This window comes from Streptomyces sp. ITFR-6, from assembly GCF_031844725.1.
Lineage (GTDB): Bacteria > Actinomycetota > Actinomycetes > Streptomycetales > Streptomycetaceae > Streptomyces.
Genome location: NZ_CP134612.1, coordinates 5,867,345 through 5,892,439, shown reverse-complemented (window position 1 = coordinate 5,892,439; position 25,095 = coordinate 5,867,345). Strand labels below are relative to the sequence as shown.

The 25,095-nt window shown below is 71.7% G+C and carries 18 protein-coding genes and 1 pseudogene; 6 read left to right on the top strand and 13 right to left on the bottom strand.

Annotation, left to right across the window (positions count from 1 at the left end; translation table 11 throughout):
- Nucleotides 1–64: 64 nt before the first annotated feature.
- The 6 genes from RLT59_RS26825 to hrcA all read right to left on the bottom strand — a co-directional run bounded on the left by RLT59_RS26825 (nucleotide 65) and on the right by hrcA (nucleotide 8,070).
- A complete protein-coding gene (locus RLT59_RS26825; protein ID WP_311305758.1) occupies nucleotides 65–3,280 on the bottom strand; it encodes a S41 family peptidase in 3,216 nt (1,071 codons plus the stop codon).
- Nucleotides 3,281–3,357: 77 nt separating this feature from the next.
- The gene (locus RLT59_RS26820; protein WP_311305757.1) at nucleotides 3,358–3,852 is read right to left on the bottom strand and encodes a hypothetical protein; all 495 of its coding nucleotides are present in this window, start codon (nucleotides 3,850–3,852) and stop codon (nucleotides 3,358–3,360) included.
- A 133-nt stretch (nucleotides 3,853–3,985) separates the two neighbouring features.
- Entirely contained in the window at nucleotides 3,986–4,732 is a 747-nt protein-coding gene (locus RLT59_RS26815) for a 16S rRNA (uracil(1498)-N(3))-methyltransferase (RefSeq protein ID WP_311305756.1), read from the bottom strand.
- Entirely contained in the window at nucleotides 4,729–5,802 is a 1,074-nt protein-coding gene (locus RLT59_RS26810; RefSeq protein ID WP_311305755.1) for a nitronate monooxygenase, read from the bottom strand. Before RLT59_RS26810 ends, RLT59_RS26815 begins: the two co-directional genes overlap by 4 nt.
- 114 nt (nucleotides 5,803–5,916) lie before the next feature.
- Entirely contained in the window at nucleotides 5,917–7,053 is a 1,137-nt protein-coding gene (dnaJ, locus tag RLT59_RS26805) for a molecular chaperone DnaJ (protein WP_311305754.1), read from the bottom strand.
- The gene (gene hrcA / locus RLT59_RS26800; RefSeq protein ID WP_073735980.1) at nucleotides 7,054–8,070 is read right to left on the bottom strand and encodes a heat-inducible transcriptional repressor HrcA; all 1,017 of its coding nucleotides are present in this window, start codon (nucleotides 8,068–8,070) and stop codon (nucleotides 7,054–7,056) included.
- 186 nt (nucleotides 8,071–8,256) lie between these two features.
- On the opposite strand from hrcA, the gene RLT59_RS26795 reads away from it, so the two are divergent.
- From RLT59_RS26795 to RLT59_RS26785, 3 genes and pseudogenes are all read left to right on the top strand, one after another.
- Nucleotides 8,257–8,979 carry an MBL fold metallo-hydrolase gene (locus RLT59_RS26795; RefSeq protein ID WP_311305753.1) on the top strand — a complete coding sequence of 241 codons (723 nt, stop codon included), beginning with the start codon at nucleotides 8,257–8,259 and terminating at the stop codon, nucleotides 8,977–8,979.
- 25 nt (nucleotides 8,980–9,004) lie between these two features.
- On the top strand, nucleotides 9,005–9,823 hold the full coding sequence (locus RLT59_RS26790) for a DUF3097 domain-containing protein (protein WP_311305752.1): 819 nt from the start codon (nucleotides 9,005–9,007) through the stop codon (nucleotides 9,821–9,823).
- A gap of 117 nt (nucleotides 9,824–9,940) precedes the next feature.
- Nucleotides 9,941–12,804 (top strand): annotated as a pseudogene (locus tag RLT59_RS26785) (hypothetical protein).
- Nucleotides 12,805–12,881: 77 nt separating this feature from the next.
- Here RLT59_RS26785 and hemW read toward each other — a convergent pair.
- From hemW to lepA, 4 genes are all read right to left on the bottom strand, one after another.
- Nucleotides 12,882–14,123 (bottom strand): radical SAM family heme chaperone HemW, encoded by a 1,242-nt coding sequence (gene hemW, locus RLT59_RS26780; protein ID WP_311305751.1) that lies wholly within the window; start codon nucleotides 14,121–14,123, stop codon nucleotides 12,882–12,884.
- Nucleotides 14,124–14,169: 46 nt separating this feature from the next.
- Nucleotides 14,170–16,077: a SpoIIE family protein phosphatase gene (locus RLT59_RS26775; protein WP_311307871.1), complete on the bottom strand. Its 1,908-nt coding sequence runs from the start codon at nucleotides 16,075–16,077 to the stop codon at nucleotides 14,170–14,172.
- A gap of 236 nt (nucleotides 16,078–16,313) precedes the next feature.
- Nucleotides 16,314–18,203 carry an AMP-dependent synthetase/ligase gene (locus RLT59_RS26770; RefSeq protein ID WP_311305750.1) on the bottom strand — a complete coding sequence of 630 codons (1,890 nt, stop codon included), beginning with the start codon at nucleotides 18,201–18,203 and terminating at the stop codon, nucleotides 16,314–16,316.
- Between the two features lie 336 nt (nucleotides 18,204–18,539).
- Nucleotides 18,540–20,414, bottom strand: a complete 1,875-nt coding sequence (lepA, locus tag RLT59_RS26765; RefSeq protein WP_311305749.1) for a translation elongation factor 4 — start codon at nucleotides 20,412–20,414, stop codon at nucleotides 18,540–18,542.
- A 225-nt stretch (nucleotides 20,415–20,639) separates the two neighbouring features.
- On the opposite strand from lepA, the gene rpsT reads away from it, so the two are divergent.
- Nucleotides 20,640–20,906, top strand: coding sequence for a 30S ribosomal protein S20 (rpsT, locus tag RLT59_RS26760; RefSeq protein ID WP_266778644.1), 267 nt, complete (start codon nucleotides 20,640–20,642; stop codon nucleotides 20,904–20,906).
- A gap of 370 nt (nucleotides 20,907–21,276) precedes the next feature.
- Here rpsT and holA read toward each other — a convergent pair whose 3' ends face one another.
- The gene (holA, locus tag RLT59_RS26755) at nucleotides 21,277–22,263 is read right to left on the bottom strand and encodes a DNA polymerase III subunit delta (protein ID WP_311305748.1); all 987 of its coding nucleotides are present in this window, start codon (nucleotides 22,261–22,263) and stop codon (nucleotides 21,277–21,279) included.
- 98 nt (nucleotides 22,264–22,361) lie between these two features.
- Here holA and RLT59_RS26750 point away from each other — a divergent pair, with 98 nt between their 5' ends.
- The gene (locus RLT59_RS26750) at nucleotides 22,362–22,607 is read left to right on the top strand and encodes a hypothetical protein (protein ID WP_311305747.1); all 246 of its coding nucleotides are present in this window, start codon (nucleotides 22,362–22,364) and stop codon (nucleotides 22,605–22,607) included.
- A 17-nt stretch (nucleotides 22,608–22,624) separates the two neighbouring features.
- Here RLT59_RS26750 and RLT59_RS26745 read toward each other — a convergent pair whose 3' ends face one another.
- Nucleotides 22,625–23,509, bottom strand: a complete 885-nt coding sequence (locus tag RLT59_RS26745; RefSeq protein ID WP_311305746.1) for a YceI family protein — start codon at nucleotides 23,507–23,509, stop codon at nucleotides 22,625–22,627.
- 187 nt (nucleotides 23,510–23,696) lie between these two features.
- A complete protein-coding gene (locus tag RLT59_RS26740) occupies nucleotides 23,697–24,527 on the bottom strand; it encodes an arylamine N-acetyltransferase family protein (RefSeq protein ID WP_311305745.1) in 831 nt (276 codons plus the stop codon).
- Between the two features lie 101 nt (nucleotides 24,528–24,628).
- Here RLT59_RS26740 and RLT59_RS26735 point away from each other — a divergent pair, with 101 nt between their 5' ends.
- Nucleotides 24,629–25,084, top strand: a complete 456-nt coding sequence (locus RLT59_RS26735) for a pyridoxamine 5'-phosphate oxidase family protein (RefSeq protein ID WP_311305744.1) — start codon at nucleotides 24,629–24,631, stop codon at nucleotides 25,082–25,084.
- Nucleotides 25,085–25,095: the final 11 nt, after the last annotated feature.

Below are 25,095 nucleotides of genomic sequence, written 5' to 3'. Positions count from 1 at the left end.
AGCCTAGCGGGGCGCTGTCCCCGGACCCCCCGCTCGATGTGCGGGGGGTCCGGGGCGGAGCCGCTTACGGCAGCGTCGGCGCCGTCTTCGCGGGGGTCCTGGTCAGCGACTCCAGCGCGATCCGGATCGCCTCGTCCAGCTGCGGATCCCGCCCCGCCGCCCGGTCCTGCGGCGTCATGACGACCTCGACGTCCGGATCGACGCCGTGGTTCTCGACGCCCCAGCCGTACCCCTCCATCCAGAAGGCGTACTTGGGCTGGGTGACCAGCGTGCCGTCCACCAGCCGGTACCGGCTGTCGATGCCCACGACGCCGCCCCAGGTGCGGGTGCCGACCACCGGGCCGATGCCCATCAGCTTGATCGCCGCGTTCACGATGTCGCCGTCGGAACCGGAGAACTCGTCCGCCACCGCGACGACCGGCCCGCGCGGCGCGTCGCCCGGGTAACTGTGGGCCTGCCTGCCGCGGGGCAGGTCCCAGCCGACGATGCGGCGGCCCAGCTTCTCCACGATCAGCTGCGAGATGTGGCCGCCCCGGTTCTCCCGGACGTCCACCACCAGCCCTTCGCGGGCGACCTCGGTGCGCAGGTCGCGGTGGATCTGGGCCCAGCCGGGGCCGGCCATGTCGGGGACGTGGACGTAGCCGAGGCGCCCGCCGGAGTGCTCGTGGACGTAAGCGCGCCGGTCGGCGACCCACGCGTGGTAGCGCAGCGGCTCCTCGTCCGCGATCGGTACGACGACGACATGGCGCGGGTCGCCGCCGTCGGCCGGTGCGACGGTGAGCTCGACCGGGTGGCCGGCCGAGCCGGTGAGCAGCGGTCCGGGGCCGGTGACGCGGTCCACGGGGTGGCCGTCGACCGCGAGGATCGCGTCCCCCGCACGGACGGCGACGCCCGGGGCGGCGAGCGGTGCGCGGGCGGCCGGGTCGGAGGTCTCGGAGGGCAGGATCCGGTCGATGCGCCAGCTCCCGTCCTCGGCGCGGGAGAGGTCGGCGCCGAGCAGGCCCTGGCGGGCCGAGTCGTCGTGCCAGCCGCCGGCCGGGTGCACATAGGCGTGGGAGGTGCCGAGTTCGCCCTGTACCTCCCACAGCAGGTCGATGAGGTCGTCGTGGGTGGCGACGCGCTCCAGCACCGGCCGGTAGCGGTCCAGAACTCCCGCCCAGTCGACGCCGCCCATGTCGGGGCGCCAGAAATTGTCCCGCATGATGCGGCCGGCCTCTTCGTACATCTGCCGCCACTCGGCGGCCGGGTCCAGGGTGCGGCGGATCCGGGAGAGGCCGACGGTGACGCTGCCGTCGCCGTCGTGGTCGTCGTCGGAGCCCGCCGCGACGCGACTGTCGGACGGTACGACGCGCAGGGCGCCCCGGCTGTGCAGCACCAGCCGCCTGCCGTCGCCGCTGACCGCGAACCGGGCGACGTCGGAGGCGAGTTCCTCGCAGCGCAGCTTCTCCAGGTCGTACCGCTCCAGCACGGTCTCGGGGCGGCGGGCGTCGGGCGTGGCGGCGCTCGTGCCGAGGACCCCGACGACCGGGTGGCGCAGCCAGAGGAGTCCGTCCTTCGCGGCCCGCAGCGAGGAGTAGCTGCCCGCCTCTACGGGCAGGGCGACGATCCGGTCCGCGAGGCCGTCCAGGTCGATGCGGGTGACCGGGAGCGCGGTGGGGTTGTCATCGCCCTCGCCGCTCTTCTCCCGCTCGGTCGGGCGGCCGTGCAGCTGCGGCCCGAACGGGGAGGGGGTGGTCGCGGCGAGCGTCAGCAGGTGCGGCCGGCAGCCGCCGATGAAGGCCAGGTCGAAGACGTGTGAGTCGTAGACCGGGTCGAAGGCGCGCTCGGAGAGGAAGGCCAGGTGCTTTCCGTCCGGGGTGAAGGCGGGTGCGAAGTCCCGGAACCGCAGCGGGGTCGCCTCCGCGACCGTCAGGTCTGCCAGCTGGGCGAGCTTGAGCTGGCTCAGCGGCTCGGGGCCGGGGTGCGACCAGGCGAGCCAGGAGGAGTCGGGCGAGAAGACGAGACCGGAGGCGTCGCCGTGCTCGCTGCGGTCCACCTCGTGGACCTCGCCGCTCTCCCGCTCGACGATCAGTACCCGTCCGTCGTGGGCGGCGACGGCGAACCGGCTGCCGTCGGGGGCGGGCGCCAGGTCGAGGACCCGGCCGATCCGTCCCGCGGCGAGGCGGTGCGGCACGGCGTCGGGCGAGGTGCCGGTGGCGGGGGCGCACTCCAGCGCGTCGTCGCCCTCGGCGTCGGTGACCCAGACGACGTGCTGGTCGCCGTCGGCCTGGAAGGTGCGGGGCAGCCTGGCCCGTACGCCGGGTTCGACGGCGAGTGCGCGGGCCGGGCCCTCGCGGTGGGTGACCCAGTGAACGGCTCCGCGGGACCCGACCGCGCTGCCCCGGCCTGTACGGTCCGGGGACGCGGCGCTCAGGTGGCTGCCGGCGTGCACGGGGTGCGGCTGGAGGTCGGCGCGCTGCCCGCCCAGCCGGATGTCGAGGCGGCGGGGGCCGTCGCTCTCCAGGCTCTCCAGGAGCCACAGTTGACCGGCGGAGGCGTAGACGACGCGGGTGCCGTCGGTGGCGGCGTGCCGGGCGTAGAAGCTCTCGACGCCGGTGTGCCGGCGCAGCTCGGTGCCGTCGGGGAGCGAGGAGTAGAGCGCGCCGACGCCTTCGTGGTCGGAGAGGAAGGCGATGCGCCCGCCCACCCACATCGGGCATTCGATGTTGCCGTCGAGCTCCTCGTGGACCCGGACGAACTCCGCCGGGTCCCCCTCGGCCGCGATCCAGAGCTTTCCGGCCGTGCCGCCCCGGTAGCGCTTCCACTTGGCGGCCTCGCGCCCCATGGTGGCCGAAAGCAGCAGGATCCGTACGCCGGGCCCGTACGCGAGGGAGCCGACCGGCCCGTACGGCAGGGTCCGGGCGGGCCCCCCGTCGACCGGTACGGCGCGGGCCCAGGTGCGGCGCAGCGAGACCTGGCCCTGGGTGCTGAGGACCAGTACCTCGCTCTCCGGAGTCCAGCCGTGCACGGCTGTCTGCGCGTCGCCCCAGTAGGTCAGCCGCTTGGAGGGGCCACCGTCGACGGGGGCCAGGTGCACCTCCGGCGCCCCGTCCCGGGTGGACGTCCAGGCGACGAGAGTGCCGTCGGGAGATATCCGCGGCTGGGCCACGGGGCGGTTGTCCGCGCTGACACGCCAGGCGCGGCCGCCGTCGAGCGGCGCGAGCCAGACGTCGTCCTCGGCGGTGAAGGCGATCAGGTCGCCCTGGACATGGGGATACCGGAGGTAGGAAGGCTGTGTCACAGCGATCACCCTAGGCCGAGGCCGCAGCCGTGGAAACGGAGTTGGCCGGAGTCCGACTCCTTCGGTGTCCCGTGCACTCACTTGCCCTGCGGCGATTCGGTGACCGTCACCGTGACCGTCACGGTCGGCCGGGCGCCTCCCCCGCTGCCGCCCGCCGGGGGCCGTGGCGGGGCGGACGAGGAGGGCGCGGCATCGCAGTTGCCGAGCATCGTGGCGCGGAAGACGGTCTTCCCGGCCGCCTTCGCGGTCATGTCACCGCTGACGCACCGGCCTTCGACCTCCCGGTCGACCTTGCCGTCGAGGCTGATGTCCTTGCCCTCCTTGGTGCGCCCGTTGCAGTCCACGTCCGCGATCCGGCTGGTAACGGGGGTGGACGAACCCGTCCGGGAGCCGGGGCTCGCGCCGCCGCCGGTCCGTGCCGTGCAGCTCAGCCAGTCCACGTGCACGCCTTCGTGCTCCAGCGCGCGGGTGGCTGTCTGATCGGTCGTCACCGCGATGGACGCGGAGTTCAGTCCGTTGACCGGGTCGCAGGCCGAGAGTCCGGCGACGACCGTGCCGGTGAGGCAGACCACGGCCGGAAAGCGTCGGATCCTTCGATTGCGCCATGCCCTTGATGTCCCCATACGGGCAGCTTCCCACCGCTCCTGACGGTGCGGTAGACCGCTTGCGGCCAGAACCGGCCAAGGTTCGGGGAAACGGCCCGATTCAGGACCAGCGGCCGGTGCGGCCGAGCAGCAGGGCCGTCGCCGCCGTGCCCGCCGTGGACGTACGCAGTACGGTCGGCCCGAGCCGGCAGGTCCGGGCCCCGGCGGCGGCGAACGCGGCCAGCTCCTCGGGCGATACGCCGCCCTCCGGGCCGACGACGAGCACGATCTCGCCCGCTTCCGGCAGCTCCGCGGTGGCCAGCGGTTCGCCGGGGTAGCCGCGGTCCTCGTGCAGTACGGCCGCGAAGTCGGCGGTGGCCAGAAACGCGGCGACCTGCTTGGTCGTCATCGCGTCCGCCACCTCGGGGAACCGCACCCGGCGCGACTGCTTGCCGGCCTCGCGGGCCGTGCCGCGCCACTTCGCCAGCGCCTTGAGGCCCCGGTCGCCCCTCCACTGGGTGATGCAGCGCCCGGCCTGCCAGGGGACGATCGCGTCGACGCCGGTCTCCGTCATCGTCTCGACGGCGAGCTCGCCCCGGTCACCCTTGGGGAGGGCCTGGACGACGGTGATGCGGAGGCCGGGGCGGGGTTCCTCGTGGACCGGTTCCAGGCCGCCGAGCACCAGCCGGTCCTTGCCCTCGGCGGCGGACACCACGCCTTGTGCCCAGCGGCCCCGGCCGTCCGTCAGGACGACCTCCTCCCCGGCGTGCAGGCGCCGGACCGAGACGGCGTGCCGCCCCTCCGGGCCGTCCAGGACGAATCCGGGCCCCGTGGGCATCTCCTCGACGACGAAGACGGGTGCCGTCACTGCGTACTCCTTGTGCTCACTGCCGCCCGTGCGGCGTCCAGTTCCTCGACGAGCAGGGCGACGAGCCGGCCGGCCGTCAGCTCGCGTGCCAGCCGGTGCCCCTGGCCTGCCCACAGCGCCATGCCCTGCGCGTCCCCGGCCTTGGCCGCCGCCTTGCGCAGCGGTGCGGTCAGCTGGTGGATCTGCGGGTAGGCGGCCGGGGCGTACGGCCCGTGCTCGCGGACGAAGCGGTTGACCAGAGCGCGGGCCGGGCGCCCGGAGAAGGCCCGGGTCAGGGTGGTGCGGACGAACAGCGGGTTGGTCAGGGCCTGCTTGTGCAGCAGGTGGGCGCCGGACTCCGGGCAGATCAGGAAGGCCGTGCCGAGCTGCGCGGCATCGGCCCCGGCCGCGAGCACCGCCGCGATCTGGGAGCCGCGCATCAGCCCGCCGGCGGCGATGACCGGGATCTGCACGGTCTCGCGGACCTGGGCCACCAGGCTGAGGAGCCCGGTGCCGATCCCCTCGGCCTGCGGGTCGTCGCGGTGGGTGGACTGGTGGCCGCCCGCCTCGACGCCCTGGGCGCAGACCGCGTCGGCACCGGCCCACTGGGCGGCCTGGGCCTCCTCGGGCGTGGTGACCGTCACGACGGTGTACGTGCCCACGGCGGCGAACGCGTCGAGGGTGTCGCGGGTCGGGCAGCCGAAGGTGAAGGAGACGACCGGGACCGGGTCCTCCAGCAGGATGGCGAGCTTGGCCTCGTAGCCGTCGTCCCCGTCGGACTCGGTCTCGCCGAGCGGGGTCTCGTACCAGGTGGCCTCGCCCGCGAGCTGGTGCCGGTAGACGTCGACGGCGCTCGGGTCGGCGAGGTTGGGCTGCGGCATGAAGAGGTTGACGCCGAAGGGCTGGCCGGTCAGTCCGCGGACCTGCTTGACGTCGTTGTACATACCGTCCGCCGTCTTGTACCCGGCGGCCAGGAAGCCGAGCCCGCCGGCCTCGGCCACGGCTCCGACGAGCTGCGGGCAGGAGACTCCGCCCGCCATCGGGGCCTGCACGATCGGATACCGGCAGAGATCGGTCAACGCGGATGGCATGACGGCATCGTGTCATGCCCGTCCTGTCCCGTGATGCGCACCCCGTGACCGCGATATGTCCGCAATGCCGTACGGGCCCGGAAATCCAGGCCCGTACGGTGGTGACGCGTGGGATCAGCGCCCGTTGAAGGCGTCCTTCAGACGGGAGAACAGGCCCTGCTGGCCGGGCTGGAACTGGCCGGTGGGCCGCTCCTCGCCGCGCAGTTTCGCCAGCTCCCGCAGGAGGCGTTCCTGCTCGGGGTCCATCTTCGTCGGGGTCATCACCTCGACGTGCACGATCAGGTCGCCGCGACCGCCGCCCCGCAGGTGCGTGATGCCGCGCCCGTGCAGCGGGACCGACTGGCCGGACTGGGTGCCCGGCCTGATGTCGACCTCCTCCAGTCCGTCGAGCGTCTCCAGCGGCACCTTGGTGCCGATGGCCGCCGCCGTCATGGGGATGGTGACCGTGCAGTGCAGATCGTCGCCGCGCCGCTGGAACACCGCGTGCGGCAGCTCGTGGATCTCGACGTAGAGGTCACCGGCCGGGCCGCCGCCGGGGCCGACCTCGCCCTCGCCCGCGAGCTGGATGCGGGTGCCGTTGTCGACGCCCGCGGGGATCTTCACGGTGAGGGTGCGCCGCGAGCGGATGCGGCCGTCTCCGGCGCACTCCGGGCAGGGCGTCGGCACGACCGTGCCGAAGCCCTGGCACTGCGGGCAGGGCCGCGAGGTCATGACCTGGCCGAGGAACGACCGGGTGACCTGGGAGACCTCGCCGCGGCCCCGGCACATGTCACAGGTCTGGGCCGAGGTGCCGGGTGCGGCACCCTCTCCGCTACAGGTCGTACAGACGACGGCCGTGTCGACCTGGATGTCCTTGGTGGTGCCGAAGGCCGCCTCCGCGAGGTCGATCTCCAGCCGGATCATGGCGTCCTGGCCGCGCCGGGTGCGCGAACGGGGTCCGCGCTGCGACGCCGTGCCGAAGAACGCGTCCATGATGTCGGAGAAGTTGCCGAAGCCGCCCTGTCCGAATCCGCCCGCGCCACCTCCGCCCGAGGCGGACAGCGGGTCGCCGCCGAGGTCGTACACCTGCTTCTTCTGCGCGTCCGAGAGGACCTCGTAAGCGGCGTTGATCTCCTTGAACCGCTCCTGGGTCTTCGGATCGGGGTTCACATCCGGGTGCAGCTCGCGTGCGAGCCGCCGGAATGCCTTCTTGATCTCGTCCTGCGAAGCGTCGCGGCGCACGCCGAGTACGGCGTAGTAGTCCGTGGCCACTTACGACTCCGCCAGGATCTGTCCGACGTAACGTGCCACTGCGCGTACCGCTCCCATCGTTCCGGGGTAGTCCATGCGGGTCGGTCCGACCACGCCGAGTTTGGCGACTGCCTCGTCGCCCGAACCGTAGCCGACCGCGACGACGGACGTGGAGTTGAGTCCCTCGTGGGCGTTCTCATGCCCGATTCGTACGGTCATGCCCGAGTCCTTGGCCTCGCCGAGCAGCTTCAGCAGCACGACCTGCTCCTCCAATGCCTCCAGCACCGGCCGGATCATCACGGGGAAGTCGTGCCCGAAGCGGGTGAGGTTGGAGGTGCCGCCGATCATCAGCCGCTCCTCCGTCTCCTCGACGAGGGTTTCGAGCAGGATCGAGAGCACGGTGGACACGGTCGCCCGGTCCTCGCTCTCGAAGGATTCCGGCAGGTCCTGCACCAGCTGCGGGACGTCCGCGAAGCGGCGTCCCACCACCCGGCTGTTGAGCCGGGCCCGCAGATCGGCGAGAGAGGTCTCACCGAACGGCGTCTGGCAGTCGACCAGCCGCTGTTCGACCCGGCCGGTGTCCGTGATCAGCACGAGCATCAGCCGGGCGGGGGCCAGGAGCAGCAGTTCCACATGCCGCACCGTCGAGCGGGTCAGCGAGGGGTACTGCACGACGGCGACCTGCCGGGTCAGCTGCGCGAGCAGCCGTACGGTACGTCCCACGACATCGTCGAGGTCGACCGCGCCGTCGAGGAAATTCTGAATGGCCCTGCGCTCCGGCGACGACAGGGGCTTGACGCCCGCGAGCCGGTCGACGAAGAGCCGGTAACCCTTGTCCGTCGGGATGCGCCCCGCGCTGGTGTGGGGCTGGGCGATGAAGCCCTCGTCCTCCAGCACCGCCATGTCGTTGCGGACGGTGGCCGGGGAGACCCCCAGCTTGTGCCGCTCCGTGAGCGCCTTGGAACCGACGGGCTCCTCGGTGCCGACATAGTCCTGGACGATGGCGCGCAGCACTTCGAGTCTGCGTTCGCTGAGCATCGCGCACACCTCCAGCTGTCTGCATCGGTCGATCTCGGGTCGTTCCCGGGACTCCTCCTGGCACTCTGTCCTTTCGAGTGCCAGCAGTCTCCCCGGTCAGTGTACGGCGACGGGGTGGGCCCCAAGCAAGGGCGACCGGCCACGCTACCGCGAGACCGCGCAGGTCGTTGCCGATAGCGTCGCCGCATGGACGTCGCTTGGGAAGAGTTCGGCTGGGAGCGGTTGGGTGGCGGAACGGGCCGGCGACGGCTGCCGGGCTGGGACGCGACGGCCGCGCTGGTGGCCGGAGCGGACGGGGTGCTGCTCTGCGACACCGGCTCGACGCTCCGGGAGGGCGCCGAGCTGCGTGACCAGATCGACCGGCTGACCGGCCGGAGCGTGACACATGTCGCACTGAGCCATCCGCATTTCGACCATGTACTGGGCACGGCCGCCTTCGCCGGGGCGCGGGTGTACGGGGCGGCCGGACTGCCGGAGCTGCTGCGGACGGAGGCGGAAGAGCTGCGCCGCTCGGCGGTCACGCACGGGGTGCCGGAGCGGGAGGCGGCACAGGCGGTGGCGGCACTGGTGGTCCCGCGGCACCAGGTGCGCGGGGAGCTGACGCTCGACCTCGGCGGCGGCCGCCGGGTGGTGCTGGCCGAGATGGGCGCCGCGCACAGCGGGCACGATCTGGCGGTGCTGGTGCCCGGCTCGCCCCCGGTCGTCCTCTGCGGCGACCTGGTCGAGGAGTCCGGCGAGCCGCAGGCCGGTCCGGACGCGGTGGTCTCCCGCTGGCCGACCGCGCTGGACCGGCTGCTGGCGCTGGGCGGCGAGGACGCGCTGTACGTGCCGGGTCACGGAGCGGTGGTGGACGCCGCGTTCGTCCGGTCACAGCGCGACGCGTTGGCGCACCGCTTCGGCGTGTCGTGAGGCCGTCGCGTCCTATCGTCGTGCGATGCGCAGCTATCAGCCGGACCTGACCCCGCCGTGGAAGAAGTCCGCCCCCGCCCCCGAGGTGCCCGCAGAACCGGATCTGGTCGTGGAGGAGGCCGTCACCGGCTTCTGCGGTGCGGTGATCCGCTGCGAGAAGACGGCCGAGGGGCCGACGGTGACCCTGGAGGACCGGTTCGGCAAGCACCGGGTCTTCCCGATGACGCCGCGCGGCTTCCTGCTGGAGGGCCGGGTGGTGACGCTCGTACGTCCGTCGGCCGGCGGTCCCGTCCGCCCCGCCCGTACGGCTTCCGGCTCGGTGGCGGTCCCCGGGGCGCGGGCGCGGGTGGCGCGGGCCGGGCGGATCTACGTGGAGGGGCGGCACGACGCGGAGCTGGCCGAGCGGGTCTGGGGCGACGACCTGCGGATCGAGGGCGTGGTCGTCGAGTACCTGGAGGGCATCGACGACCTTCCGGCGATCGTGCGCGAGTTCTCCCCGGGGCCGGACGCGCGGCTCGGCGTGCTGGTCGACCATCTGGTGCCGGGCTCCAAGGAGTCCCGCATCGCGGCACAGGTGACGGACGGGAACGTCCTGGTGGTCGGTCATCCGTACATCGACGTGTGGGAGGCGGTGAAGCCGTCGTCCGTGGGGATCGGCGGCTGGCCGGTGGTGCCGCGCGGACAGGACTGGAAGACCGGTGTGTGCCGTTCGCTGGGATGGCCGGAAAACACCGGTGCGGCCTGGCAGCGAATCCTGTCCTCGGTCCGCTCCTACCGGGATCTGGAGCCCGAACTCCTGGGCCGGGTCGAGGAATTGATTGATTTCGTCACGCTTCCCGCCTGATGTCCGGCGGGTCTTCCCGCCAATCCCGGGCTGATCCCTACAATTCCCTGCGCCTCGAACGCATCATCGGTTATTGAGTGTTTCCTGGCTCTTTTCGCGAGGGAAGGCACGGGGGCGATGGCGCGCGAGGTATGGCGGGACAGTGCGGACAACGAGGCGGCCTCGGCCGTCTTCCACTTCGTGCAGCAGCTGATCGACCGCTACCGGGACAACCGGCCGGTGATGCCGTTGGTGGTCCTCCAGGCCGCCGACGCCGACGTCCCGTCCGCCGTGGATGCCAGGGTCGAGCAGATCGTGCGCCAGATCCACCACGCGAACCAGCTGCGCCGGGTGCCGCTGAAACTGCTCGACGGCCGTGGCGGGACACCGTACGAGGCGGCCCTCGACATGGTCCGCACGCTGACCGAGAAGCCGTGGGAGACCCGGAGCAGCTCGCAGTACAAGCCCTTCGCCTTTCCCCGCTCGCGGCTGCTCGGCGCCATCGAGCAGGCCACCGCCGCCGTGGTGCGGGAGCCGGACGGGGGCGGCTCGCCCGAGGAGCGCGACGAACGGATCCTGGAGCAGCTGAGCACCCTGCGCTGGCGGGTCGGCCGGCACGGTCCGCGCAACTGGCTGGGCACGTTCCGGGAGTCGGTGCGGCCGGAGACGTTCCTCGGGGCCGTCGTCATCGCGGTGCTCGGTGTGCTGCTCGGCGAGATCGGCTGGGTGCCCACCGCCCTGGTGGCCGTGGGCGCGGTGCTGGGGCTCGCCGTCGTGCGGCTGGTGACGACGTCGGCGCCGCCGCTGCTGTGGCTGCGGCGGGCCAGCAGATGGTTCGCCACCACCTCCTCGCTGGCCGCCGCCAGTACCGGGTACCCGTCCGACGGCTGGTCCCGGTTCTCGCCCAGCGGATCGTGGCGGGTCATCCGGGTCCGGGCCGCTGTGGTCGCGGGGCGGGTGGCCGACGCGGCGGCGGGCGACGAGCAGTCCCGCCAGTTCCACCTGGAGCTGCGGGTCCAGGCACTGCTGGAGGATCTGCGGAACAACTACCGCCCCACGCGCTGGACTGGCGGGCCGGCAAGCGCACCGTGCCTCCGGTGGTGTTCCTGCCCACCGCCTGTCAGAGCAACGGCGGCGTCCAGCTGATCAACGCCATCAACAACGTCCGCTCCCGGCGCAGCGAGGTGGACCCGCTGCTGCTCCTGGCCTCGCTGCCGGCCGCCGAGATACTGCGGCACACCCCGCCGCTGCCCGCGGAGCCGCTGCCCACGCACACCGGTGCGGCGCGGGCCCGTTACGACGACTGGATCAGCCATCTCAGCATCGGGCAGTCCCCGACGGCCGCCGCCACCCTCGCCTGGGTGCTGCGGCTGCCGCTCTCGACCGAGCAGCTGACCCATGAGCACGCGCACGCGCAGCTGGTCACGGAGCAGGTGCGCCGGACGTGGGTCTGGTGGGTGATGTCGCGTACGACCCTGGCGTGCCTCCTGGTCGGTGCCCTGCCGGCCACTTTCCTGGTGAGCAGTGAGCTGGCGGACCGGTACTGCCACGGTCCGCTCACCGACGTGAACACGGACTCGGTGAAGCTCGCGGGGCCCGGCGGCGGGGCGAAGGAGTGCATAGGCGTCTCGACGACGACGCGGGTGCGTTTCGCGGCGGGCAACGATCTGTCGCTGGACGGCTCCGGCAAGGGCGTCACGTTCGACCGGATCGAGCGGGCGGTGGCAGAGGAGAACGCCGCCATCGTGCCCGGGGACGACTACGTCACCGTCATCTACGCGGGCCCGTTCACCGCCACCTCCCCGGAGGGCACCCGTAAGGCCCTGGAGGAGCTGACGGGTGTGTATCTCTACCAGCACCACACCAACAAGCTGGACTTCTCCGTCAAGCTCAAGGTGCTGACCGCCAACGGCGGGCAGGACATGCTCCAGCAGATACCGGCGGTGAAGAAGATCATCGAGGTGGCCGCGGAGGACCCCAGCGTCGTCGGTGTGGTCGGGCTCGGGCGCGATACGACCGACAGCCCCGAGGCCACCGAGCTGCTCCAGGAGGCCGGTCTCCCGGTGGTGGACACGACCAACTCCGGCGGCTATCTGGCCAAGGGCTACTCGAACTACTTCGGCATCGCGGCGACCGACGAGGAGCAGGCCGACGCGATGGCCCTGGTGGCCCGGCAGGTGGCCGGGAAGTCCGCGCACCCGCGGGCCCTCGTGCTCTCCCGGCGCCTCGGCAACAACGACAAGGACCGCTACACGGTCGAGCAGCGCAAGGTGGGCGGCGCGATGCTGAAGGAGGCCGGGTTCAAGCTGTCGGAGCTGGCGGAGTACAGCCTCGGCCGCCGCAACAGCGCCGATCTCGACAAGCCGGTCCAGAAGATCTGCGAGGCGGACCCGGCACCGGACGCCCTGTACTTCGCCGGCCGGGTCGAGGACGTCAACAATCTGATGGGCCGGCTCGCCCAGGGCTGCGCGGGAAAGCCGATCACGGTCTTCACCGGCGACGACCTGACCAAGGCCCGGTTCGCGGACAGCACGGATCTCGCGGAGGACGCCACGCTCTACCACACGGCGCTCGCCCCGATGGGGCGCGGCCGGGCCGACGGCTTCTACCCGGAGGCGCACCGGACCCTGGAGGGCCTGCTGCCCGAGGGCGGCACCCTGCCGAAGCTGCCCGCCACCAAGGCCTACCAGGACGGCCTGTTCGCCAGCGGCCAGTCGGTCATCTCGTACAGCGCGACGGCCGCCCTCTACGAGGCCGCCAGCCACGGCGACACGATGAGCAGCGCCGCAGAGACGTGGGCGAACCTGTACGCGGTGAACCTCCGGTCGATGCCCACCGGCACCGTCACGTTCCGCGGCTTCATCCCGTACGAGGCGCAGGCGGGCCACGGTCTCGACGTCGTCGAGATCACCTATCCGGACGGCCGGATCCACAGCAGGGTGATCTGCGGCCGGCCCGCCGGGGCCGACAGGCTCACCCCGCCCGGCTGCCCGGTGGGGTGAGCGGGCCGGGGTGAGCCTGTTCGGGGTGAGCCTGTCGGCCCCGCTCGGTCCACCAGGCCCCGATGGGGTGGGCCCGCTCAGTCCACCAGGTCCCGCACCACCGCGTCGGCCAGCAGCCGCCCGCGCAGCGTCAGCACGGCCAGGCCGTCCGCGAACGGGCCGGGCTCCAGCAGACCGTCGTCCACGGCGCGCCGCGCCGCCGCGAGCCCGGCCGGGGCGAGCAGGGACAGCGGGCAGCCGTCGGAGAGCCGCAGCTCCAGCAGGATGCGCTCGACGCGGCGGTCCTCCGCGGAGAGGATCTCGCGTCCAGCCCCGGGCGAGCGGCCCTCGGCCAGCGCCTGCGCGTACGCCCCCGGGTGCTTCACGTTCCACCAGCGCACGCCGCCGACGTGGCTGTGCGCCCCGGGTCCGGCGCCCCACCAGTCGGCGCCGCGCCAGTACAGCTCGTTGTGCAGGCAGCGGCCCTCGGGCGTCCGGGACCAGTTCGACACCTCGTACCAGGAGAAGCCGGCCGCGGCCATCGCCTCGTCCGCGATGAGATAGCGGTCGGCGTGCGCGTCGTCGTCCGTCATCGGGATCTCGCCCCGCTTGATCCGGCGGGCCAGCTGGGTGCCCTCCTCGACGATCAGGGCGTACGCGGAGACGTGGTCGGGCCCGGCGCCGATCGCCGCGTCCAGCGAGGCCCGCCAGTCGTCGTCGGACTCGCCGGGGGTGCCGTAGATCAGGTCGAGGTTGACGTGCTCGAAGCCGGCCGCCCGCGCCTCCGCGACACAGGCCTCCGGGCGGCCCGGGGTGTGCGTGCGGTCGAGGATCTTCAGTACGTGCTGCCGGGCGCTCTGCATCCCGAAGGAGATCCGGTTGAAACCGCCCTCGCGCAGCTCGGCCAGGTAGGCCGGGCCGACCGACTCCGGGTTGGCCTCCGTGGTGATCTCCGCGTCGTCCGCGAGGCCGAACTCCTCCCGGATCGCGCCCAGCATGGAGACGAGATCGGCGGCGGCCAGCAGGGTCGGCGTACCGCCTCCGACGAAGACCGTACGGACCGGCCGAGGGTCGTCACCGAGGACCTTGCGGGCCTGGCGGACCTCACCGGTCAGGTGGGAGGCGTAGTTGTCCCGGGAGGCCAGGGCGCCGCCGGAGCCGCGCAGCTCGGTGGCGGTGTAGGTGTTGAAGTCGCAGTAGCCGCAGCGGGTCGCGCAGTACGGCACATGCAGGTAGAAGCCGAGCGGCCGGTCCGCGGCGCCTTCCAGGGCATGGCGGGGCAGCGCCCCGTCGTCGGGCACGGGCTCACCATCGGGCAGTACGGAAGGCATACCGTCCATTGTCGCGCGCCGCCCGGCGACCGGACGCCACCCCGGCTGACGGGCCCTAGAGGGCCTGGAGGACCAGCAGCGCCAGGTCGTCGTCCGGCGGGCGCTCCGCGAAGGAGTGCACCGCCTGGTTGATGCGGTCCGCGATCCCCTCGGCGCTCAGCCCCGTGCAGTCGGCCAGGGCCTGTGCCAGCCCGTCGCCGTCGTCGAACATCACCGGTCCCGAGCGCCGCTCCGTCACCCCGTCGGTGACGCACAGCAGGCTGTCGCCGGGGGCCAGGTCGAAGCTCTGGCTCTCGTACGTCGCGTCGTCGACGACACCGAGCAGCAGCTGCGGCTCCGCGGCGATCCGCACCGTGCCGTCGGGGCGCAGCAGCAGCGGCAGCGGGTGGCCCGCGCTCGCCAGGGTGCAGCGCGCGCCCCCGTCCGGCAGCGGCACGAGTTCCCCGTACAGCAGGGAGAGGAACCGGGGCCCGCTCTCCGCCGACTGCTGGCCGCCCGCGGCGGCGACCATCAGCGCGGCCGCCTCCGCGGCCTCCATGGCGTCGTCGAGGAGCAGCCGGTTGAGCCGGACCAGCACCTCACCGACCTGGAAGCCCTCACGGGCCAGCAGCCGCAGCCAGGGACGGGCGAGGCCGGTGACGACGGCGGCCTCAGGACCGCTGCCCTGGACATCGCCCAGGACGAAGCACCAGCGGTCGCCGGGGCACGGGAAGATGTCGTAGAAGTCACCGCCGACCACCCCGTCGTCGCTGGGTTCGTACACCAGCGAACTGGCCACGCCCGGTATGTCGGCGACCTTGCTGGGCAGCAGTCCGCGCTGCAGGATGCGGCTGATGGTGGCCTGCCGGGTGTAGGCGCGGGCCGCGCCGACGGCGAGTCCGACCCGGCGGACGAAGTCCTCTATCAGGGCGGTCACCTCGTCGGGGACCCGGGCGATGCCCTCGCGGCCGACGAGCACGGCGCCCAGGGTGCGGCCGCCGGAGGTGATCCGGTACGCGAGGGCGACGCCGTCGCTCCCGTCGGCCGGGTCCGCGTCCTCCGCGCTGCCGGGCCACGGGATCGAGACGGGGCCGGTGCCGACCCGCTCGGGGAGCCGGAGCGGGTCGCCCTCCAGCACCTCGCGCAACGGGTCGGTGCGGTTCTCGTCGATGTGCCAGACCTTGGCGAGCCGGGGGACGGCCGCCCGGCCGCCGCTCTCCGGCTCCAGCCAGATCGCACACCAGTCGGCGAGCCTGGGAACCAGTAACTGTCCGGCGAGCGCGGCCACGATGTCCTCGTCGAGCTGCCCGGCGAGCAGGTCGGAGGCCTCCGCGAGGAACGAGAGCGCGCCGCGTCCGGCCCAGTCCGCGTCGTCCCGCAGGGCGCGCCGGGCGGTGGGGGCGAGGAGTTCGGCGGCGCGCAGGCCCTGCTGGAAGCCCGGCTCCGTGCGGGCGTCCGCGAAGGGGTTCCAGTCGTCGACCGGGAACCGGGCCCAGACGGTCTTGAGGCCGGTGCGGTAGGTGATGCCCCAGCGCTCCGAGAGGGTGGCGACGAGTTCCAGCCCGCGCCCGTACTCGGCGGGCTCCCCCGGTCCGGCCGCGCCGTCGGATCCGGCGCCGTTCTCGCTGCCGTCGCTGCGCACGGCACGGGCCGGGTGGTGGTCGGAGACCTCCAGCACCAGCGCGGACGCCTCTTCCTCCGTCGCCTCCTCCAGCCGGAAGAGCAGTTCGACGTTGGTCCCGGCGTGCACGACGGCGTTGGTGACCAGTTCGCTGACGATCACCGCCGCGTCGTCGGACAGCCGGTCGCTGAACCCCACCGCGGCCGGCAGGCCGAGCCCGCTCCACTCGGCGAGCGCCGCCGCGACGAACCGCCGGGCCGCGGCGGGCGCGAGCAGGTTCCCGGGCAGACTCGTACGGGCGACCGGCTGGGTGCCCGTGGACTCGGCGCTGGTTCCGGGACGTTGCACGATGTCCCGCTGCAAGGGAATGGACCCCACCGGGCGGCTCCTGACCTGTTCTGGCTCTGCCTGTTCTCGCTCTTGCGCCGCTGACGACAGGGACAGAGTGACAGATCGGCCAACCCCGCACGCGCCGAGTTACCGAAGTGAGCGAAGAAGCGAGCGCCGGAGCGCACGCCGGGGCGGGCACGGGGGTCGCGTCCGGCCCCCGCGCCGGAGCGCGGGGGCCGGACAGCCGGAACCGGGGTAGCCGGCCGCCCTCACGCCTCGCGGGAGCCCGCGTACATGTCCTCGATCAGATCCTTGTAGGCGCGCTCGACGACGGGCCGCTTCAGCTTGAGGCTGGGCGTCACCTCACCGTGCTCGATGTCCAGGTCACGCGGGAGCAGCCGGAACTTCTTGATGGTCTGCCAGCGCTGGAGGCCCTCGTTGAGGCGCTTCACGTAGCCGTCGATCAGCTCGACGGTCCGCGGGGCCGCCACGACGTCCGCGTACGACTTCCCCTCCATGCCGTTCTCCGCGGCCCAGCCGAGGATGGTCGGCTCGTCGAGGGCGATCAGCGCGGTGCAGAAGTTACGGTCCGCGCCGTGCACCAGGATGTTGGAGACGAACGGGCACACCGCCTTGAACTGGCCCTCGACCTCGGCCGGGGCGATGTACTTGCCGCCGGACGTCTTGATCAGGTCCTTCTTGCGGTCGGTGATCCGGAGGTAGCCGTCCACGGACAGCTCACCGATGTCCCCGGTGTGGAACCAGCCATCGGCCTCCAGCACCTCCGCGGTCTTGTCCGGCAGCCCCTGGTAGCCCTGCATCAGACCGGGGCCGCGCAGCATGATCTCGCCGTCGTCCGCGATCCGCACCTCGGTGCCGGGGAGCGGCTTGCCGACCGTGCCGGTGCGGTAGGCCTCGCCCGGGTTGACGAAGGAGGCGGCGCTGGACTCGGTGAGGCCGTAGCCCTCCAGGATGTGGATCCCGGCGCCCGCGAAGAAGAAGCCGATGTCGGGCGCGAGGGCCGCGGAACCGGAGACGCAAGCGCGGAGCCGGCCGCCGAAGGCCTCGCGGATCTTCGCGAAGACCAGGGTGTCCGCGACCTTGTGCTTGGCGCCGAGCGCGAAGGGCACGGAGGCGGTGCCGGTGCGCCGGAAGTTGTCCTGGGAGACCTTCGCGTACTCACGGGCGACCCCGGCCGCCCACTGGAAGATCTTGTACTTGGCGGCGCCACCGGCACGGGCCTTGGCCGCGACGCCGTTGTAGACCTTCTCGAAGATCCGGGGGACGGCGGCCATGTACGTCGGCTGGACGACCGGCAGGTTCTCGATGATCTTGTCGACCCGGCCGTCGACGGCGGTGACGTGTCCCACCTCGATCTGGCCGGAGGTGAGGACCTTGCCGAAGACGTGTGCGAGCGGCAGCCAGAGGTACTGGACGTCGTCCTTGGTGATCAGGCCGGTGGAGACGGTGGCCTTGGCCATGTACGACCAGTTGTCGTGCGGGAGCCGCACGCCCTTGGGGCGGCCGGTGGTGCCGGAGGTGTAGATGAGGGTCGCGAGCTGCTCGGGGGTGATCGCGTCGACCCGTTCGGTGATCGCGGCGGGGTTCTTCGCCAGGTGCTCGGCGCCCCGCGCCTCCAGATCGGCCAGCGTGAGCACCCAGCCCTCCGGGTCGCCCTCGGCCGGTCCGGCGCCCTCGGGGTCGATGACGACGACATGGGCGAGGTCCGGCAGCTCGGCACGGCGCTCACGGGCCTTGGCCAGCTGTACGGCGTCCTCCGCGATCAGTACCCGGCTCTGGGAGTCGGAGAGGATGAACGCCGACTCCTCGGTGTTGGTGGAGGGGTAGATCGTGGTGGTCGCGGCGCCCGCGCACATGACGCCGAGGTCGACGAGGATCCACTCGACCCGGGTGGACGCGGCGAGCGCGACGCGCTCCTCGGGCAGTACCCCCAGCGAGATAAGCCCGGCCCCGATGGCGTACACCCGCTCGGCGGCCTGCGCCCAGCTGAGTGACTTCCACTCGTCGGCGCCCCGGCCGTCGGCCGCGGGGACGGGGTAGCGGTACGCCTCGGCGTCCGGGGTGGCGGCCACCCGGTCGATGAAGAGGGTCGCCACGGACGGCGGACGGTTCTCGATCATGGTCTGTGCGTCGCTCACGACATCCTCCGGGCCTACGGCAGTGCTTCACGACCGGCTGCTGGTTCGCGGTTTGCTCTCCGCGCGTGTCTGGTGCTTGGTCCTACTGGTGCTTGGTCCTGCTGATGCTCTGTCCTGCTGGTGCTCTGTCCTGCTGGTGCTCTGTCCTGCTTGCTGATCCGCTTGTTTAACTCATGAGTAACTACGAAGTCGTGATCAGGGTAGAGCGCTCGCGTCCGCCGCGTAAGGGGCAATCGAACCCCGCTTCATAACGAACGAGCCCCCGCGCCGCAGCGTTCTGCGATGCGGGGGCCCAAGGGTCTACCGATCAGTAGGCTCCGCGGACGGGCACAAGGGTCACTTCTTGGCCTTGCCGTCCCCTGCGGACTCGTCGGTCGACAGTACGGAGATGAACGCGTCCTGCGGCACCTCCACGTTGCCGACCATCTTCATCCGCTTCTTGCCTTCCTTCTGCTTCTCCAGCAGCTTCCGCTTACGGGAGATGTCACCGCCGTAGCACTTGGCGAGGACGTCCTTGCGGATGGCGCGGACGGTCTCACGGGCGATGACCCGGGAGCCGATGGCCGCCTGGATCGGCACCTCGAAGTTCTGCCGGGGGATGAGCTTCTGCAGCTTGGCGACGAGCCGGACGCCGTAGGCGTACGCCTTGTCCTTGTGCGTGACCGCGGAGAACGCGTCGACCTTGTCGCCGTGCAGCAGGATGTCGACCTTGACGAGGTCCGCGGACTGCTCGCCGGTGGGCTCGTAGTCGAGCGAGGCGTAGCCGCGGGTCTTGGACTTCAGCTGGTCGAAGAAGTCGAAGACGATCTCCGCGAGCGGCAGGGTGTAGCGGATCTCGACCCGGTCCTCGGAGAGGTAGTCCATGCCGAGGAGGGTGCCGCGGCGCTGCTGGCACAGCTCCATGATCGCGCCGATGAACTCGCTGGGCGCCAGGACCGTGGCCCGGACGACCGGCTCGTGCACCTTGTCGATCTTGCCCTCGGGGAATTCACTCGGGTTGGTGACGGTGTGCTCGCTGCCGTCCTCCATCTCGACCCGGTAGACCACGTTGGGCGCGGTGGCGATGAGGTCGAGGCCGAACTCCCGCTCCAGCCGCTCCCGGACCACGTCGAGGTGGAGCAGCCCGAGGAAGCCGACGCGGAAGCCGAAGCCGAGCGCCGCGGAGGTCTCCGGCTCGTACACCAGGGCGGCGTCGTTGAGCTGGAGCCTGTCGAGGGCCTCGCGCAGATCCGGGTAGTCCGATCCGTCCAGCGGATACAGACCGGAGAACACCATCGGCTTGGGGTCCTTGTAGCCGCCCAGCGCCTCGGTCGCCCCCTTGTTCAGGGAGGTGATCGTGTCACCGACCTTGGACTGCCGGACGTCCTTCACGCCGGTGATGATGTAGCCGACCTCACCCACGCCGATGCCGTCGGACGGCGTCATCTCCGGGGAGGAGACGCCGATCTCCAGCAGCTCGTGGGTGGCGCCGGTGGACATCATCCGGATGCGCTCGCGCTTGTTCAGCGAACCGTCGACGACACGGACGTACGTCACGACACCGCGGTACGAGTCGTAGACCGAGTCGAAGATCATCGCGCGGGCCGGGGCGTCGGCCTTGCCGACCGGCGCCGGGACGTCCCTGACCACCCGGTCCAGCAGCGCGTCGACCCCGATACCGGTCTTGGCGGAGACCTTCAGCACATCCTCCGGCTGGCAGCCGATGAGGTTGGCCAGTTCCTCGGAGAACTTCTCGGGCTGGGCGGCCGGAAGGTCGATCTTGTTGAGCACCGGGACGATGGTGAGGTCGTTCTCCATCGCCAGGTAGAGGTTGGCCAGGGTCTGGGCCTCGATGCCCTGCGCGGCGTCGACCAGCAGGATCGTGCCCTCACAGGCCGCGAGCGAGCGGGAGACCTCGTAGGTGAAGTCGACGTGCCCCGGGGTGTCGATCATGTTGAGGACGTGGGTGCGGCCCTGGTCCTCGCCGACGGTGGGCGCCCAGGGCAGCCGTACCGCCTGGGACTTGATGGTGATGCCACGCTCGCGCTCGATGTCCATCCGGTCGAGGTACTGAGCGCGCATCTGCCGCTGGTCGACCACACCGGTCAGCTGGAGCATCCGGTCGGCAAGGGTCGACTTGCCGTGGTCGATGTGCGCGATGATGCAGAAATTGCGGATCAGCGCCGGGTCGGTACGGCTCGGCTCGGGCACGTGGAGAGGAGTCGCGGGCACGCAGGGTCCTGATTCTTGAGACGCCGAACGCCGTGTCTCGGGTCGATGTCGGGTCGGTCGGATCTGTACTCGGATCTGTACGTAGCTCCCATCGTCCCACGCCCGCGGAGCGGAGACCGGTTTGGGCCGGTCGGAGCGCGGCTGCTACCGTGGACACCTGTGCCTCGTGGCATTCCTGCCGCAGGGCGCACATCGAAGATCCAACGAACCTGAAAAGGCTCTTTCGTGGCGAACATCAAGTCCCAGATCAAGCGGAACAAGACCAACGAGAAGGCGCGCCTGCGCAACAAGGCCGTCAAGTCGTCGCTCAAGACCGCGATCCGCAAGGCCCGCGAGGCCGTCGTCGCGGGTGACGTCGAGAAGGCCACTGTGGCCGTCCGCGACGCCTCCCGTGCGCTCGACAAGGCTGTCTCGAAGGGTGTCATCCACAAGAACGCCGCCGCCAACAAGAAGTCGGCGCTGGCCACCAAGGTTGCCACCCTCCAGGGCTGAGCATTCCCGATGTGATCGCCGGAACGGACCCAGCGGGCCCTCTCTCCCGCTCCTGACCGGCACCCCGCGCCGCACACCGAACCTGCGTTCGCCACGCGGGTGCGGCGCACCAAGCACAGACCGAAGGCCCCGCTCGTTCCCCTCCCCAGGGAAACACCGGGGCCTTCGTCATGCGCACACGCACCGGTCCGCAGGCCAAACCCAGCCCGTCCGGCGCTTGACGACGACACGCACCGCCCCGCAGATCAAAGCCGACTCCGGCAAATTCAGCCCGTCCGGCGCTTGAGGACGCCCGAACGGCAAGTTCAAGCCCGTCCGGCGATTGAGGACACCGCGGCCGGCCCACCGAACGGCGGCGCCGCCGCCCCCGCTACCGCCCCGCCCGAGCCGCCCGCGCCACAGCCACCACCGCCTTCTCCAGCGCGTACGCCGGATCGTCCCCGCCCCCCTTGACCCCCGCATCCGCATCCGCGACCGCCCGCAGCGCCACCGCGACCCCGTCAGGCGTCCACCCGCGCATCTGCTGCCGCACCCGGTCGATCTTCCACGGCGGCATGCCCAGCTCACGGGCGAGATCCGCGGGCCGCCCCCCGCGCGCCGACGACAGCTTGCCGATCGCCCGCACACCCTGAGCGAGCGCGCTGGTGATCAGGACGGCCGCGACCCCCGTCGACAGTGACCAGCGCAGCGCCTCCAGCGCCTCCGCCGCCCGCCCCTCGACCGCCCGGTCGGCGACCGTGAAGCTCGATGCCTCCGCACGCCCCGTGTAGTAGCGCGCGACGACCGCCTCGTCGATCGTGCCCTCCACGTCCGCGACGAGCTGCGTCACCGCACTCGCCAGCTCCCGCAGATCGCTGCCGATCGAATCGACCAGCGACTGGCACGCCTCCGGCGTGGCCGAGCGCCCCAGCGCCCGGAACTCACCCCGTACGAAGGAGAGCCGCTCGGCCGGCTTGGTGGTCTTCGGGCAGGCGACCTCCCGCGCACCCGCCTTGCGGGCCGCCTCCAGCAGCCCCTTGCCCTTGGCGCCACCCGCGTGCAACAGCACGAGCGTGATCTCCTCGACCGGATCGTCCAGGTACTTCTTGACGTCCTTGACCGTGTCGGCGGGGAGATCCTGCGCGTTGCGCACGATCACCACCTTGCGCTCCGCGAAGAGCGAGGGGCTCGTCAGCTCGGCGAGCGTGCCCGGCTGGAGCTGGTCGGAGGAGAGGTCCCGGACGTCCGTATCGGCGTCGGACGCACGGGCCGCCGCCACCACCTGCTGCACGGCGCGGTCCAGGAGCAGGTCCTCCTGGCCCACGGCGAGCGTGAGCGGGGCGAGCGGGTCGTCGGTGGAATTCCTTCTGGTGGCCATCGCCGTCCAGCATCCCACGCGCCACTGACAGCCCGGCCGGCCACTGTCCGGGCCGCCCGCTGTCGGGACCTCCCCCACCCGTACCGGAGAATGGGCGGGTGAGCGATGTGAGACACGTACTGGTGCTGCCCGACCGCGATACGGCGCAGGAGGTGGCGGACGAGCTCTCCGGCCGGTTCGGGGTCACCGAGGAGCCGCAGCTCGTACGCGACGCCCTGGCCGGCGAGGACGACGCGGAGGACGCCCAGTGGCTGGTGGTCGTGGAGGACCCGGACCGACGGCTGGACGCCTCGGCCCTCGACGGGTTCGCCGCGGAGTACGAGGGGTGGCTGGAGACCCCTTAGGGAGCGTTCGGGCGGGCTCAGCCCTTCGGGACGATCTGGATGTCCATGTCTATGGAGATGCTGGAGCCGACAGCGGCGATCCCACGGGCCAGCATCGTCTGCCAGGTGAGGGTGAAGTCCTCGCGGTGCAGCTCGGTGGTGGCCCGGCAGGCGGCCCGCGTCTCGCCCTCCAGGCCGTTGCCGACGCCGAGGTAGTGGGTGTCCAGCGTGACCGTACGGCTCACGCCGTGCAGGGTGAGCGCGCCGCTCACCCCCCAGCGGGTGCCCCCGCGGTGGACGAACCGGTCGCTGTAGAACTCCAGCGTCGGATAGTGGCCGACGTCGAGGAAGTCGCCGGAGCGCAGATGGTCGTCGCGCATCTGAACGTTCGTGTCGATCGAGGCGGCGTCGATGATCACGTGCATGGCCGAGTTCTCCATGCGGTCGGCGATCCGGACCGCGCCCGCGAAGGTGTTGAACCGGCCGTGGATACGGGCCATCCCGATGTGCCGGGCCGTGAAGCCGATCTGCGAGTGCATCGGCTCGATCTCCCAGTCACCCGGCTCGGGCAGCTGCGGGGGCGCGGACACCTGAAGGGTCACATCGCCCAGACCCGCGTTCTCGCCCTCGGCAACCGAGGCCGAGCCGTGGAACGGGGTGAAGCCTTCAGCCGTGACGGCAAGCCGGTACTCCCCCGCCGGAACGGTGGCGAGGACGTTGCCGTACGGGTCCGTCTCACCGGCAACGACCTTGCGCCCCGTGGCGTCCGTGACCACGAAGTCGGCCTGCCGGACGGCCTCGTTGACCGGGTCGAGCACTCGGCAGCTGAGGACTCCCGCCGAGTCCGGTACGGCGAGTCCCGCGAGGGCGCTGCCGCGCACGGCACCCGTCGCTCCCTTGTTTCCGAGCCAACGGCCGAACATCTTCACGTACTCCCCGGGGGCGTCTTCACCTTGGGGCCGGATGGCTGGACTTCGTTGTCGGAGCAGCGGCCCGCCGACGAATACGCATTCGATCACCCTTGTGGTGTTCGAGGCAAACAGAGCATCTCGACAGTTCTTGGGTTGAGGTGTTACCGAAGGTCCGAATTTGTCACTCCGTTTGTGTGTGTCACCCATTCGGGGCAGACGGACCGTCCGTGCGGGCGCGGGGCAGCCGGTCGAGGTCGAGTCCGAAGTGCTCGCGGTACGCGGCGAGCACCTCCTCATCGCCCGCCAGCGGGGTCTCGTGCCGCTCGCCGCCGACCGTCGTGACGAGCTTGCGGCCGCTGAGCGTGATCCGGCCGGTGGCGGTGAAACGGGAGCAGACCGTGGACCGGGTGAAGCCGGAGTCGGGTGAGGTGCGGTGGTACCAGGCACCGGCCCGGAAGTCCGCCAGCACCCGGGGCCGCAGGTCCAGCAGGAACTGCGGCGCACCGTCACGCAGCACCTCGACGTCCCCGTAGCGCTCTCCGCCCTCCCCGGCGGCCCGCCTGATCCGGAAGGTGCCGCGTGGGTCCTCCTGTTCGGTGCGGTCGTCGAGTACGAGCGGCCGCTCGGCGTGGTCACCGAAGCCGACGTCCGCGAGCCACGGGCCGGTGCCGTCGTCCGTCTCCACGCGGAGCGCCAGGTGGTCGTACAAAATTCCGGGCTTCCCGTCCTTGCCGTGGACCCGGGCCTGGAGCAGCGTGACGTCGAAGCCGAGCTCCCGCAGCAGCGCGGCGAAGGCCCCGTTGAGTTCGTAGCAGAACCCGCCGCGGCGGCCGGCCACGATCTTGTCGAGGAGCGCCTGCTCCTCCAGCACGATGTCCTCGCCGAGATGGATCGAGAGGTTCTCGAAGGGCACGGCGACGAGGTGGCGCAGTTGCAGCTCGCGCAGTGCCGCCGCGTCGGCGCGGGCCGGCCGGGTGGCGCCGATGCGTGCCAGGTAGGAGTCGACGGTGTGCGGCAGGTGCGGGTCCATCCCGGCAGTCTGTCCGGGTCCGCGGTGGCCCGCCATGAGGCGGTGGTCCTAGGACCGGCGGCGGAGGCGCGGTGCGGGGTGCGCTGGTTAGCGTGCGGGACATGACGGAGTACGAGCCGGCTCGCAGCCGGGAACAGCGCAAGCAGGACGCGCTCGATCGCCTGGAGCAGGACGAGGACGCGTGGGTGTCCACCGCCTCGTCGGACGGCGTACCGACCCTGGTGCCACTGTGGTTCGTGTGGGACCGGGGGACGCTGCTGATGGCCACCCGGCGCACCAACCCCACCGCGGTCAACGTGACTCCGGCCGGGCAGGCCCGGATTGCGGTGGGCCACACCCGCGACGTGGTGCTCATCGAGGCGACGGCCGAGGTGGTCGAAGGGGCGGACCTTGCCCCGGAGTCGGGCGACGCCTTCGCCGCCAAGTTCGACTGGGACCCGCGGAACAGCCCCGCCTGGGTGTACCTGCGCTTCACTCCGACCGCGATCAGGGCGTGGCGCGAGGTGAACGAGCAGGCCGGCCGTGAACTGATGGCCGACGGCCGGTGGCTGGACTGAGCCCAGCACGG